Source organism: Pseudomonas sp. S11P7 (assembly GCF_023195435.1).
Classification (GTDB): Bacteria; Pseudomonadota; Gammaproteobacteria; order Pseudomonadales; family Pseudomonadaceae; genus Aquipseudomonas; species Aquipseudomonas fluorescens_G.
This window is the reverse complement of sequence record NZ_JALPKS020000002.1, coordinates 5,517,729-5,530,830: the sequence shown is the minus strand read 5'-3', so window position 1 is coordinate 5,530,830 and position 13,102 is coordinate 5,517,729. Positions and strand designations below refer to the sequence as shown.

Below are 13,102 nucleotides of genomic sequence, written 5' to 3'. Positions count from 1 at the left end.
GGGGCTAGAATAGCGGGACCGTTGACGACAAAGGGACAAGGTTATCATGCGTACGTTAAATCGCTTGCTGCTGGTCGGTCTGATTGCTGTCTCACCGTTGGCCGCGATGGCGGCGGATGATGCGCCGGGGGGAGACCCCGAGGTCACCATCCGCACGGAGGGCGACAAGACCATTCAGGAATACAGCCGAAATGGCTTCGTCTATGCGATCAAGGTCACACCCAAGAAAGGCAAACCGTATTTCCTGGTGCGCGCCGATGGTTCGGACGCCAACTACATCCGGTCTGACCAGCCGGATATGCTGATTCCGTCGTGGGAAATCTTTACCTGGAAGTAAGATTCCCGACTTTTAATCGGCGTCGCCTCGCGACGCCTGAACTGAGCAGTTTTTAACCATGTCTGTGTTCACGCCCCTGGCTCGGCCCGAGCTGGAAACCTTTCTCGCCCCTTACGGGCTCGGCCGTCTGCTCGATTTCAAGGGGATCGCCGCCGGCAGCGAAAACACCAACTTCTTCGTCAGCCTGGAGCAGGGCGAGTTTGTCCTGACCCTGGTCGAGCGCGGGCCGGTGCAGGAAATGCCGTTTTTCATTGATCTGCTCGATGTGCTGCACGAAGCCGATCTGCCGGTGCCTTACGCGCTGCGCACCACGGACGGGGTGGCGTTGCGCGAACTGAAAGGCAAACCTGCGCTGCTGCAACCGCGTCTGGCCGGCAAGCACATCAAGGACGCCAATGCCCAGCATTGCGCGCAAGTCGGCGAATTGCAGGCGCATCTGCACCTGGCCACTCAGGGCGAGCGCATGATCAAGCGCAAGACTGATCGCGGCCTGGACTGGATGCTGGAGGAGGGTGGAGAATTCTTGTCGCACCTGAGCGGTGAACCGCAGGCCCTGCTGCAAAAAGCTCTGGATGAAATCACCGCGCAGAAGGAGCGGATCCTCGCGCTGCCTCGGGCGAATATTCACGCCGATCTGTTTCGCGATAACGCCATGTTCGAAGGCACGCACCTGACCGGGCTGATCGACTTTTACAACGCCTGTTCCGGGCCAATGCTCTATGACGTGGCGATCGCCCTGAACGACTGGTGTTCGGATGAGGCTGGCGTAATCGATGGTCCGCGTGCCCGAGCGTTTCTCGGTGCTTACGCGGCGCTGCGCCCGTTCACTGCAGCGGAGGCTGAGTTGTGGCCAACGATGCTGCGCGTCGCCTGTGTACGGTTCTGGCTGTCACGCTTGATCGCCGCCGAGCAGTTTGCCGGGCAGGATGTGTTGATTCATGACCCGCAGGAATTCGAACAGCGGTTGGCGCAGCGGCAGCAGGTCAATACACCGTTGCCCTTCGCCCTTTAAAAGCTTCGCGAGCAGGGTTTCGTTGATTCCTGTGGGACGAGCCTGCTCGCGAATGCGGCGGCACATTCAACCTCCCGGTTGACTGACCCAGCGCTTTCGCGAGCAGGCTCGCAAGGTTTTCGGCGTCAGAGCGATTCCAGGCACCCAGTCAGATCATTGCCGAGCTTTTCCAGCACCTGCTCATAACCCTGAGCGGTCGCCGGCGTGTACCCACCCAGCGCATCCAGCTCGGCCAGTTTAACCGGCAGGCCGGCGACCAATGTCTCCGCCAGACGCGGCCGCAACGGCGGTTCACTGAACACGCAGGTCTTGCCGACTTCCTGCAAGCGCGTGCGCATCGCCGCGACATGCTGGGCGCCCGGCTGCACTTCAGCCGCTACCGCGAACACCCCGGCGTGCTTCAGGCCATAGGCGTCTTCGAAGTAATCAAAGGCCTCGTGAAAGACGAAGTAAGGCTTGCCCTCGACACCGGCCAGGCGCTTCTTCAAGCGTTGATCCAAGGCATCCAGACGCTCATCGAACGCCTTGGCATTGTGCTGATAACGCTGCGCATTGGCCGGGTCGGCAGCGCTCAGGTCAGCGGCCATTTTGTCGGCGATCACCCGGGCATTCACCGGCGACAGCCACAAGTGCGCATCCAGGGATCCTGGGCGATGGTCGTGATCATGGTCGTCGGTTTCTTCGGCATGGGAATGATTGTCTTCGGCGAAATGCCGCAATTTCAGCCCGGGCAGATCCTGCACCGCGACGCTTGGCAGCTTGCGGCCATTGAGTACGCGCGGCAGGAAACCTTCCATGTCCGGACCGATCCAGTACAGCAGATCGACCGACTGCACCTTCCGTACGTCGGATGGGCGCAGCGCATAGTTATGTGGCGAGGCGCCTGGTGGTAGCAGCACTTCAGGGACCGCCACACCGTCCTGCACGGCTGCGGCGATCAGCTGCAGCGGCTTGATGCTGGTGAGCACTTTGACCTCGGCCTGAGCCGAACCGATCAGCAGAAAACTGGCAATAAAAGCCACAAAAACAGAAAAAAGTCGGGACACGATGACCACTCAAGGAGGCGAGAACGGGTAACATAATAACGTCTCTATCAAAACTCGTCGCCGCCCATGCCTATTACACCGATCGCCAGCCGTCCCCACGACCACTCACATTGCGTGCACAGCGCTCTGTCCGAGGCAGATACCTTGTGCGCCCAGAAAGGCCTGCGCCTGACTGCCTTGCGCCGGCGGGTGCTGGAACTGGTCTGGCAGAGCCACAAGCCGCTGGGCGCCTACGACATTCTTGCCGTGCTCAGCGAGCAGGACGGCCGCCGCGCCGCGCCACCGACCGTTTATCGGGCGCTGGATTTCCTTCTGGAAAACGGTCTGGTGCACCGCATCTCTTCGCTCAACGCCTTCGTCGGCTGCGTCCACCCGGAACACGCGCATCAGGGCCAGTTCCTGATCTGCCGGGTTTGCCATGCCGCCATCGAGCTTGAACAAAAAGTGATCAGCGACGCGATCATCAACAGCGCCAGGGATGTTGGTTTCATCGTTGAAGCGCAGACCGTCGAAGTCGTCGGCCTGTGCTCCGGTTGCCAGGGGGCTTGATGAGCAACGCGCTGATCCGTCTGGAACAGGTCGCCGTCACATTTGCCGGGCAGACCGTGCTGGACAACATCGAACTGAGCGTCGAGCCAGGGCAGATCGTCACCCTGATCGGCCCCAACGGCGCCGGCAAGACCACGCTGGTGCGCGCCGTGCTCGGCTTGCTCAAGCCGGACAGCGGCAGCGTCTGGCGCAAGCCGAAACTGCGCGTTGGCTACATGCCGCAGAAACTTCACGTCGATCCGACCCTGCCGCTCTCGGTATTGCGCTTTCTGCGTCTGGTGCCCGGTGTTGATCGTCCGCGTGCATTGGCCGCGTTGAAGGAGGTCGGCGCCGAACATGTGATCGACAGCCCGGTGCAAAGTGTTTCCGGCGGGGAAATGCAGCGCGTATTGCTCGCTCGGGCATTGCTGCGCGAGCCAGAGCTGCTGGTACTCGACGAGCCGGTACAAGGCGTCGACGTTGCCGGGCAGGCCGAGCTGTACAGCCTGATCACCCGCCTGCGCGACCGCCATGGCTGCGGTGTGTTGATGGTCTCGCATGATTTGCATCTGGTCATGAGCACCACCGATCAGGTGGTCTGCCTCAATCGTCACGTCTGCTGCTCCGGGCATCCCGAGCAGGTCAGCGGCGATCCGGCGTTCGTCGAACTGTTCGGCAAGAACGCGCAGAGCCTGGCGATCTATCACCACCATCACGACCACGCCCACGACCTGCACGGTTCGGTGGTTAAAGGCCCGGTTGCCGGGCAACCCCATGTTCACGGAGACCACTGCAAGCATGGCTGATTTTCTGTTGTATGCCCTGCTTGCAGGTCTGGCATTGGCGCTGGTGGCAGGGCCGTTGGGGTCGTTCGTGGTGTGGCGGCGCATGGCCTATTTCGGCGACACCCTGTCCCACGCCGCGTTGCTCGGCGTGGCGCTGGGCTTTTTGCTGGATGTCAGCCCGACGGTGGCAGTGACGGTCGGTTGCCTGCTGCTGGCGGTGCTGCTGGTGACCTTGCAGCAGCGCCAGCCGCTGGCCTCCGACACGCTGTTGGGAATTCTTGCGCCGAGCACCCTCTCGCTCGGTCTGGTGGTACTAAGCTTCATGCATGAAGTGCGGATCGACCTGATGGCCTATCTGTTCGGCGACCTGCTGGCGATCAGCCCGACCGATCTGGCGTGGATTCTCGGCGGCACGGCGGCGGTGCTGGTGTTGCTGGTCACGCTGTGGCGGCCGTTGCTGGCGGTCACCGTGCACGAAGAGCTGGCGCGAGTCGAAGGCCTGCCGGTAGCCGGCCTGCGCATGGCGCTGATGCTGTTGATCGCGGTGGTGATTGCGGTGGCGATGAAAATCGTCGGAGTGTTGCTGATTACTTCGCTGCTGATCATCCCGGCGGCTGCGGCACAGCGTCACGCCCGTTCGCCGGAGCAAATGGCGCTGGGCGCGAGCCTGCTGGGCATGCTCGCGGTGTGCGGCGGGCTGGCGCTGTCGTGGTTCAAGGACACCCCGGCGGGGCCGTCGATCGTTGTGACGGCCGCCGCACTGTTTCTGCTGAGTTTTGTTCTGCCCCGTCGAGGGGTGTAGACTTGCTCGCTTTTTGCGCAATTAGAGAGTCGCAGGAATGAAGCCGTTCGCCTCCCGTTATCTGCTCCTTGTCGCATTTTCCGTGCTGCTGGGCGCCTGCCAAAGCACGCCGCCGGTGGCTGAAGTCCCCGACGCGCGGGCTACGGCCATCGCACAGCTGGAGCAAAGCCTGGCCAGCAGCGAACTGGCCACCGCCGAAGACCAGTTGGCCGCTTTGCAGGCTGAAACCCCGAATGATCAATCCCTTGAGCAATACCAGCGGCAACTGGCCGAGGCGTACCTGCGCCGCAGTCAGATCGTGCTGCAGAAGGGCGATGTCAACGCCGCCGCCACCGCGTTAAGCCGCGCCCGTGTGCTGATGCCCAAGGCGCCAGCGCTGACAGGTGGCGTCAATGGCGCCATCACCGAAGCGCGCAAGGCCGAGCTGGAAAAGGCTGAAGCGGCGCTGCTGGCTGCCGAAGCCCGGCCGAAAGCCCGGGTGATCGACCCGGCCGCTGAAAGCACCACGGTTGCGTTGAACATTCATGATATTCACAAACTGCAGCGGCAACTCGATGCGATCGCCGCCGATGTGGTGAATTACGAATGTGCCGTAAGCATCCAGGCACCGCGCACGGCGGATTATCCGTGGCTGGCGACGCTGCTGAGCAAACGGGTTAAAAAGTTGAATCCGGATTTTGATTTGCAGATCGAGAAGCAGATTTTGCGCACCGTGCCTGCGCAGATGGTTTTAAGCCCGCGCAAGCCATAAAAAGCATCGCGGGCAAGCCCGCTCCCACAAGGACAATATGACCCTGTGGGAGCGGGCTTGCCCGCGATGGCGTTGTTACTGTCAGCGAAGATTTTAGGCTGGAACCGCCTTGGCCTTAGGCTCGCGCGCCCAAACCCGATGCTCGCCAATCGCCGCAAAGAACGGCTTGGTCAGCGCGCCCACATCCGCGCCCTGCAACAACCCGGCATCCGCCTCCAGTTTGAGCAAGTCCTGCAACTGCTTGGCGTCGCCATGCAGCGCAATCGCTTTCAGATGCTTGTAGGCCTCCAGCAGGTAATGCAACGCCACGCCATCAGCGCTGAGGGCCTTGATCGACGCCGCACCACCCGGCACGAACACCGCGTCGAAGGCGATCGACGGCATGCCTTCCATCGACGCATCCACTGGCAGTGCCTTGCCATCCGCAGTTTTCACCGGTGCCGAAGTCGGGCCGAGCACTTTGGCGTGGGCACCTTCGGCTTTCAGCGCTTTCTTCATCGCATCGATGGCGGCGCTGTCTACGCCATTGGCAGCCAGGATCGCCACTTTGCGCGTCTTGATATCGCCCGGCAGCAGGTTGGCCTGACTCAGCGCAGGCGAGCGCTCCAGTGAGGTTTTACGAACCTCGACGGTGCCCTTGGTCGGCGCTGGCAAACCGAGGTTTTCCGCGACGCGCTTGGCCAGGGTCAGGTCGATATTGGCGAGAATCTCGTTCACTTCCCGTGCGCGGATGAACTCACGCTCGACCTTGCCCAACTCGAAGCTGTAGGCGGCGATGATGTGCTCCTTCTCGTGGTCGCTCATGCTGTTGAAAAACAGCCGCGCCTGAGAAAAGTGGTCGCTGAACGATTCGCTGCGCTGGCGGATCTTGGCGGCGTCGATGCGCTCCGGATAGCTCTCGAAACCACCGTCCTGCGCGGCCGGCGGGGTTTCTTTCGGCCAGCCGCCATCGATCGAGTTGGGCTCGTAGGAGGCGCGGCCCTTGTCGATGGTGGTGCGATGCTGCGCGTCACGCTGGCCGTTGTGGAACGGCGCGACCGGGCGGTTGATCGGCAACTCATGAAAATTCGGCCCGCCGAGTCGGCTGATTTGCGTGTCGGTGTAGGAAAACAGCCGGCCTTGCAGCAGCGGGTCGTTGGAGAAATCGATGCCGGGCACGATATGCCCCGGACAGAACGCAATCTGTTCGACTTCGGCAAAGAAGTTGTCCGGGTTGCGGTTGAGGGTCATTTTGCCCAGCGGCGTGATCGGTACGATCTCTTCGGGGATGATCTTGGTCGGGTCGAGAATGTCGAAATCGAAGGCGTGTTCGTTTTCCTCTTCGACGATCTGCACGCCGAGTTCCCACTCCGGGTAGTCGCCCATTTCGATCGACTCCCACAGGTCCCGACGGTGGTAGTCGGTGTCTTTACCAGCAAGCTTCTGCGCCTCGTCCCAGACCAGCGAGCAGGTGCCGGCAGTCGGGCGCCAGTGGAATTTCACGAAGCGCGATTTGCCCTCGGCGTTGATCAGACGGAAGGTGTGCACGCCGAAGCCCTGCATGCTGCGCAGGCTTTTCGGGATCGCCCGGTCGGACATTGCCCAGATCACCATGTGCGCCGATTCCGGCACCAGCGAGACGAAGTCCCAGAAGGTGTCGTGAGCCGAGCCGCCGGTAGGAATTTCGTTGTGCGGTTCAGGTTTTACCGCGTGAACGAAGTCGGGAAACTTGATCGCGTCCTGAATGAAGAACACCGGCATGTTGTTGCCGACCAGATCGAAGTTGCCTTCGTCGGTAAAGAATTTCACCGCAAAACCACGTACGTCACGCACGGTATCGCCGGAACCGCGCGGGCCCTGCACCGTGGAAAAACGCACGAACACCGGGGTTTTCTTGCCCGGGTCCTGCAGGAAACCGGCCTTGGTCAGCGCCGCGTGGTTCTCGTAGCTCTGAAAGAAACCATGGGCACCGGTGCCGCGGGCATGGACGATGCGCTCGGGAATGCGCTCATGGTCAAAGTGCGTGATTTTCTCACGCATGATGAAGTCTTCCAGCAGCGATGGCCCGCGTGGCCCGGCTTTTAGAGTGTTCTGGTTATCGGCGATCTTCACGCCCTGATTGGTGCGCAGGGCCTGACCGGTGGCGTCGGAACGGAATTCTTCCAGGCTGTCGAGCTTGGCGTTGGTGTTGGCGCGATCCGGGGTATCGGTCCCGGCCAATTCGCTTTTAGCGGGTGCAGGCTTTTTGATGCTCATCAGACGTAAACTCCTCGTTTGGCCCCGGATGCCTTCCGCAGACCCTTGAGTGATTCCCGGGCACGGCACCCAGGGTTTCAAGTCGCTTACTTAGTGACTGGCGAGCGTTTCAGCCGTTCCGTTTATCTGACCTTTGATCGTGTTATTGCCAAATCGAAGGTTAATTGCGAAATAAATGCTAAGAACCTCTATACGGACAGGCTAAAATGCGCGCCCGGCTAACCGCTGATCCTTTTCCAACGCGCCCCACAAGGTTCGCTACGTGATCGAGTTTCAAAACGTGCACAAGACTTACCGCGTCGCCGGTAAGGACATCCCCGCGCTGCACCCGACCAGTCTCACCATCGAGAACGGTCAGGTGTTTGGCCTGATTGGCCATTCCGGTGCGGGAAAAAGTACCCTGCTGCGTCTGATCAATCGCCTGGAAGATTCCAGCGGCGGCAAGATCATTGTCGACGGCGAAGAAGTCACCGCGCTGGACGCCAACGGCTTGCGCCGTTTCCGCCAGCAAGTCGGGATGATCTTCCAGCACTTCAACCTGCTGGCGTCGAAGACCGTCGCCGACAACGTCGCGTTGCCGCTGACCCTGGCCGGCGAACTGTCGGGCAGCGACATCGACAAACGCGTCGCCGAATTGCTCGCGCGGGTCGGTCTGTCCGATCACGCGAAGAAGTACCCGGCGCAGCTGTCCGGTGGCCAGAAGCAGCGCGTCGGCATCGCCCGCGCCCTGGCAACCAAACCGAAGATTCTGCTGTGCGACGAGGCCACCAGTGCCCTCGACCCGCAGACCACCGCCTCGGTGCTGCAACTGCTGGCCGAAATCAACCGCGAACTGAAACTGACCATCGTCCTGATCACCCATGAGATGGACGTGATTCGTCGTGTCTGCGATCAGGTGGCTGTAATGGACGCCGGGGTCATTGTCGAGCAGGGTTCGGTGGCCGATGTGTTCCTGCATCCGCAACACCCGACCACCAAGCGTTTCGTTCAGGAGAGCGAGCAGATTGACGAAAGCGAGCAGCGCGACGATTTCGCTCATGTGCCGGGCCGCATCGTGCGTCTGACCTTTCAGGGCGAAGCGACCTACGCGCCGTTGCTCGGTACCGTCGCCCGGGAAACCGGCGTCGACTACAGCATCCTTGCCGGTCGCATCGACCGCATCAAAGACATTCCGTACGGGCAATTGACCCTCGCCGTCACCGGTGGCGACATGGAAGCGGCCTTCGCCCGCTTCACCGCCGCTGACGTTCACATGGAGGTATTGCGCTAATGGAAATGTTTGACGCTGCAATCAAGCAATACGACGCCGCGATAGAAGCCATCAAGCTGTTCTTTCAGAACATCGACTGGCTCGAAATCGGCCTCGCCACCAACGACACCCTGCTGATGCTCGGTGGCTCGCTGTTGTTTACGGTTCTGCTCGGTCTGCCACTGGGCGTGCTGCTGTTTCTCTGCAGCCCACGTCAGTTGCTGGAGAACCGAGTCCTCTACGCGATCCTGTCGGTTATGGTGAACATCCTGCGTTCGCTGCCATTCATCATCCTGCTGATCGTGATGATCCCGTTCACCGTGCTGATCACCGGCACCTCGCTGGGCGTGGCCGGTGCGATCCCGCCGCTGGTGGTCGGCGCCACGCCGTTCTTCGCGCGACTGGTGGAAACCGCTTTGCGTGAAGTCGACCGCGGCATCATCGAAGCGACCCAGTCGATGGGCGCGACCACGCGGCAGATCATCATCAACGCCCTGCTGCCAGAAGCCCGCCCGGGGATCTTCGCGGCGATTACGGTGACAGCGATTACACTGGTGTCCTACACGGCGATGGCCGGTGTGGTCGGTGCCGGTGGTCTGGGTGACCTGGCGATCCGTTTCGGTTACCAGCGTTTCCAGACCGACGTGATGATCGTCACCGTGGTGCTGCTGCTGATTCTGGTGCAGGTGTTGCAGATGGTCGGCGACCGACTGGTCGTGCATTTCTCGCGTAAATAAGCGGTTTTTTAATCAAGAGAGGCGCGGGCCATTCGCTGGCGGGCGCCCTCACAAGGAGTTCGCTGAATGAAAAAACTGATCGCTGCTTTCGCTGCCGTTGCAGCATTCTCGGCCCACGCCGAAACCCTGACCGTCGCCGCCACCCCAGTGCCGCACGCGGAAATCCTCGAGTTCGTCAAACCGGCTCTGGCCAAAGAAGGCGTGGATCTGAAGGTCAAGGTCTTCACCGACTACATTCAGCCAAACGTGCAGGTGGCGGAAAAGCGCCTTGACGCGAACTTCTTCCAGCACCAGCCGTACCTCGATGAGTTCAACAAGGCCAAGGGCACCAGCCTGGTTGCCGTCACCGGCGTACACCTGGAGCCGCTGGGCGCCTATTCGAGCAAGTACAAGAAAATCGTAGAGTTGCCAGGCGGCGCCAACGTGGTCATCCCGAACGACGCCACCAACGGCGGCCGTGCCCTGTTGCTGCTGGCCAAGGCCGGCGTGATCACTTTGAAGGATTCGACCAACATCCTGTCGACCATCAAAGACATCGCGGAAAACCCGAAAGACCTGAAATTCCGTGAACTGGAAGCCGCAACCATCCCGCGTGTGCTGACCCAGGTCGATCTGGCGCTGATCAACACCAACTACGCGCTGGAAGCCAAGCTTGATCCGTCCAAGGATGCGCTGGTGATCGAAGGTAACGACTCGCCCTACGTGAACATCCTCGTGTCCCGCGCGGACAACAAGGACAGCGACGCGATGAAGAAACTGGCGGCTGCGTTGCACAGCCCGGAGGTGAAGCAGTTCATCACCGAGAAGTACAAGGGGGCGGTGTTGCCGGCGTTTTGATTTCGGTAGTTGCAAATGAAAAAGGGGCGCATTTGATGCGCCCCTTTTTTTGCCTGGAATATGGCCTCTGTAGGAGTGAGCCTGCTCGCGATCGCGGTGTGCCTGTCACATCAATATTGGATATGCCGACGCTATCGCGAGCAGGCTCACTCCTAAAATGAATCTGCGGTGCTCTTACTTGTGATTCAGCATTTGCGGAAGTTGCGCAACCAGCTTGGCATTATTCAACGGCGCCCGGATAAACCCGCGCTGCTTGCCGTCCGGGCCGATCACCGCAAGGTTGCCGCTGTGATCCACCGTGTAATTGGGTTTGCTGGTGTCGGCCGGAATAAACGGAATGCTCACCGCATTGGCAACCTTCTGCAGCTCCTCGATCGACGACGGTGTCAGGCCAATGAACTGCGGATCGAAATAACCCAGGTACTGCTTCAACTGCTTCGGCGTATCGCGGTTCGGGTCAACGCTGACCAAGACGATCTGCAGTTTATCCACCGCATCCTTAGGCAATTCGCTCTTGATCTGGCGCAGTTGCGCGAGCGTGGTCGGGCAGATGTCCGGGCAGAAGGTATAGCCGAAAAACAACAGGCTCCATCTGCCCCGCAACTCATCAATGGCCACAGGTTTGCCGTCCTGATCGGTCATCGTCACGTCCGGCAGGGTGCGGCTTTGCGGCAGCAGAATGATTCCGGCGTCGATCAGCGCGGTGGGGTCGCCCTGGCCCTTGCCACTCAGCACTTTGTTGACGGTCAGGCCCAGGATCAGCGCGATCACGGCGACGAGGATGAAAACGGTTTTCTGGGTTCGGGTCATAGGTTCAACAGTAAGTAGTGGTCTACGAGCAGGGCGATGAACAACAGGAACAAGTAATAAATAGAGTACTTGAAGGTGTTGATCGCCGCGTGCGGCCGAGTGCCACGGTACAGCACCACGGCCCATTGCAGAAACCTCGCGCCGAGTGCGAGGGCGCAGATCAAGTAAAGCAGGCCGCTCATGTGAATCACGTACGGCAACAGACTCACCGCCAGCAGCGCGAAGGTGTACAGCAGAATATGCACCTTGGTGTAGTGCTCGCCGTGGGTCACCGGCAACATCGGAATATCGGCTTTGGCGTATTCCTCTTTGCGATGAATCGCCAGCGCCCAGAAGTGCGGCGGCGTCCAGGCGAAGATGATCAGCACCAGCAGCAGCGGTTCGGCGCTGACATGACCGGTGGCGGCGGTCCAGCCGAGCAAGGGCGGTGCTGCGCCGGCGAGGCCGCCGATGACGATGTTCTGCGGCGTCGCACGTTTGAGGAAACCGGTGTAGATCACCGCGTAACCAAGCAACGAGGCGAGGGTCAGCCACGCCGTCAGCGGGTTGGTGAACGTCAGCAGCAAGGCCTGACCGAGCAGCGCCAGTACCAGCGCAAAGGTCAGCGCTGCCGCCGGTGAAACCCGGCCCTCGGCCAAGGGTCGCTTGTGGGTTCGCGCCATCACCGCATCGATGCGCCGATCGACCACATGATTGACCGCCGCCGCGCCGCCCGCGCACAGCGCAATGCCGAGATTGCCAAACACCAGCACCGTCCACGGCACGCCGGCGCGGGTGGCGAGGAACATGCCGACCAGTGAAGTGATCAGCATCAGCACCACGACTTTCGGTTTGGTCAGCTCCAGATAATCGCGCCACAGCGCTTGCGCCGTGCGCGCGCCGGTCAGACTCGCCATGGTGTTTCTCCTTTCAAGGCAATGGGCGCGACGGTGTGTTTACGCGGGCTGAGGTGCCAGCGTGCAAGCACCGGTTGCGTGACCCGGACCAGACTGGTGCGCGCGTGATAATTGACCAGCACCATGGTCAGCAACAGCGCCGCGCCACCGATGTTGTGCGCGACCGCGACCGCCAGCGGTAGATGGAACAGCACGTTGCTGATACCGAGGGTGATCTGTGCGGTAAGGGCCACCAGCACCAGCCCGGCCAGGCGCGTCATGCCCACTACTTTCAACTGCCAGGCCAGACCGAGCAGCACAGCGGTCACGAGCAGCGCGCCGATGCGATGGGTCAGGTGAATCGCGGTGCGTGCATCACTGTCGAGTTGCCCACCGAGGTAGTTCGGCCCGATGTGCTGGGTCAGGTGAAAGCCATTGGCGAAATCCGCCGGCGGCAGCCATTGCCCGTGGCAGGTCGGGAAGTCGATGCACGCCACCGCGGCGTAGTTGGAACTGACCCAGCCGCCCAAGGCGATCTGGCCGATGACCAGCAACAGTCCAGCCGTCGCCCAATACTGCAAGCGTCGGGGCACGGTCAGCGCCGGCAGTACGCCGGACAAACGCAGCGTCAGCAGAAACAGCAGACTCAAGGTCGCAAAACCGCCGAGCAAATGCCCGGTAACCACTTGCGGCCAGAGCTTGAGCGTCACCGTCCACATGCCGAACGCCGCTTGCGCAAGCACCACCGCCAGCAGAAACAGCGGCAGCTTCAACGGCAGCCCCGGATGACGGCGATTGACCCAGGCGCGTCCGGCCAATACGCCAATCAGCAAACCGAGGGTGCCGGCGAAGTAGCGGTGGATCATCTCGTTCCAGCCCTTGTGCGCTTCCACCGGCGAGTCCGGGTAATGCAGTTCGGCATGGGCCAGTTGCGCCTCGCTTTTCGGCACGCTGATGAACCCGTAACAACCCGGCCAATCGGGGCAGCCGAGGCCGGCGTGGGTCAGGCGCGTGTAGGCGCCAAGCAGCACGACAATCAGCGCCAGCAGAGTGGCAAACAGCGCGAGGCGAAATCCAGGTTTGGCCATGACGATGCCC

14 protein-coding genes are annotated in these 13,102 nt (G+C 61.2%); 9 read left to right on the top strand and 5 right to left on the bottom strand.

Annotated elements, in window-relative coordinates:
• Positions 1–46 precede the first annotated feature (46 nt).
• Both M0746_RS25280 and M0746_RS25275 read left to right on the top strand, forming a co-directional pair.
• Positions 47–337 carry a DUF2782 domain-containing protein gene (locus tag M0746_RS25280; protein WP_024014988.1) on the top strand — a complete coding sequence of 97 codons (291 nt, stop codon included), beginning with the start codon at positions 47–49 and terminating at the stop codon, positions 335–337.
• Positions 338–395: 58 nt separating this feature from the next.
• Positions 396–1,349: a homoserine kinase gene (locus M0746_RS25275; RefSeq protein ID WP_258451031.1), complete on the top strand. Its 954-nt coding sequence runs from the start codon at positions 396–398 to the stop codon at positions 1,347–1,349.
• Between the two features lie 125 nt (positions 1,350–1,474).
• On the opposite strand, the gene M0746_RS25270 is transcribed toward M0746_RS25275, so the two are convergent.
• Positions 1,475–2,395, bottom strand: a complete 921-nt coding sequence (locus M0746_RS25270) for a zinc ABC transporter substrate-binding protein (protein ID WP_258451030.1) — start codon at positions 2,393–2,395, stop codon at positions 1,475–1,477.
• A gap of 66 nt (positions 2,396–2,461) precedes the next feature.
• Here M0746_RS25270 and M0746_RS25265 point away from each other — a divergent pair, with 66 nt between their 5' ends.
• From M0746_RS25265 to M0746_RS25250, 4 genes are read left to right on the top strand one after another with little or no spacing between them, the layout of a single operon-like run.
• Positions 2,462–2,944, top strand: a complete 483-nt coding sequence (locus M0746_RS25265) for a Fur family transcriptional regulator (protein ID WP_090287953.1) — start codon at positions 2,462–2,464, stop codon at positions 2,942–2,944.
• Positions 2,944–3,729 (top strand): zinc ABC transporter ATP-binding protein ZnuC, encoded by a 786-nt coding sequence (gene znuC / locus M0746_RS25260; protein ID WP_258451029.1) that lies wholly within the window; start codon positions 2,944–2,946, stop codon positions 3,727–3,729. Before M0746_RS25265 ends, znuC begins: the two co-directional genes overlap by 1 nt.
• Positions 3,722–4,510 (top strand): zinc ABC transporter permease subunit ZnuB, encoded by a 789-nt coding sequence (znuB, locus tag M0746_RS25255; RefSeq protein WP_090287957.1) that lies wholly within the window; start codon positions 3,722–3,724, stop codon positions 4,508–4,510. The genes znuC and znuB overlap by 8 nt, the downstream gene beginning before the upstream one ends.
• Before the next feature lie 37 nt (positions 4,511–4,547).
• Positions 4,548–5,261, top strand: a complete 714-nt coding sequence (locus tag M0746_RS25250; protein ID WP_258451028.1) for a PA5502 family lipoprotein — start codon at positions 4,548–4,550, stop codon at positions 5,259–5,261.
• 93 nt (positions 5,262–5,354) lie between these two features.
• On the opposite strand, the gene katE is transcribed toward M0746_RS25250, so the two are convergent.
• Positions 5,355–7,496: a catalase HPII gene (gene katE / locus M0746_RS25245; protein WP_258451027.1), complete on the bottom strand. Its 2,142-nt coding sequence runs from the start codon at positions 7,494–7,496 to the stop codon at positions 5,355–5,357.
• A gap of 262 nt (positions 7,497–7,758) precedes the next feature.
• On the opposite strand from katE, the gene M0746_RS25240 reads away from it, so the two are divergent.
• The 3 genes from M0746_RS25240 to M0746_RS25230 all read left to right on the top strand — a co-directional run bounded on the left by M0746_RS25240 (position 7,759) and on the right by M0746_RS25230 (position 10,319).
• A complete protein-coding gene (locus tag M0746_RS25240) occupies positions 7,759–8,766 on the top strand; it encodes a methionine ABC transporter ATP-binding protein (protein WP_090287964.1) in 1,008 nt (335 codons plus the stop codon).
• 5 nt (positions 8,767–8,771) lie between these two features.
• Positions 8,772–9,482 carry a methionine ABC transporter permease gene (locus M0746_RS25235; RefSeq protein ID WP_197677996.1) on the top strand — a complete coding sequence of 237 codons (711 nt, stop codon included), beginning with the start codon at positions 8,772–8,774 and terminating at the stop codon, positions 9,480–9,482.
• 66 nt (positions 9,483–9,548) lie between these two features.
• A complete protein-coding gene (locus M0746_RS25230; protein ID WP_258451026.1) occupies positions 9,549–10,319 on the top strand; it encodes a MetQ/NlpA family ABC transporter substrate-binding protein in 771 nt (256 codons plus the stop codon).
• A 174-nt stretch (positions 10,320–10,493) separates the two neighbouring features.
• On the opposite strand, the gene M0746_RS25225 is transcribed toward M0746_RS25230, so the two are convergent.
• From M0746_RS25225 to M0746_RS25215, 3 genes are read right to left on the bottom strand one after another with little or no spacing between them, the layout of a single operon-like run.
• Positions 10,494–11,129, bottom strand: a complete 636-nt coding sequence (locus M0746_RS25225) for an SCO family protein (RefSeq protein ID WP_258451025.1) — start codon at positions 11,127–11,129, stop codon at positions 10,494–10,496.
• A complete protein-coding gene (gene cyoE / locus M0746_RS25220; RefSeq protein WP_258451024.1) occupies positions 11,126–12,025 on the bottom strand; it encodes a heme o synthase in 900 nt (299 codons plus the stop codon). Before cyoE ends, M0746_RS25225 begins: the two co-directional genes overlap by 4 nt.
• Complete coding sequence (locus M0746_RS25215; protein ID WP_258451023.1) at positions 12,013–13,092, bottom strand: COX15/CtaA family protein; 1,080 nt, start codon at positions 13,090–13,092, stop codon at positions 12,013–12,015. The genes cyoE and M0746_RS25215 overlap by 13 nt, the downstream gene beginning before the upstream one ends.
• Positions 13,093–13,102 lie beyond the last annotated feature (10 nt).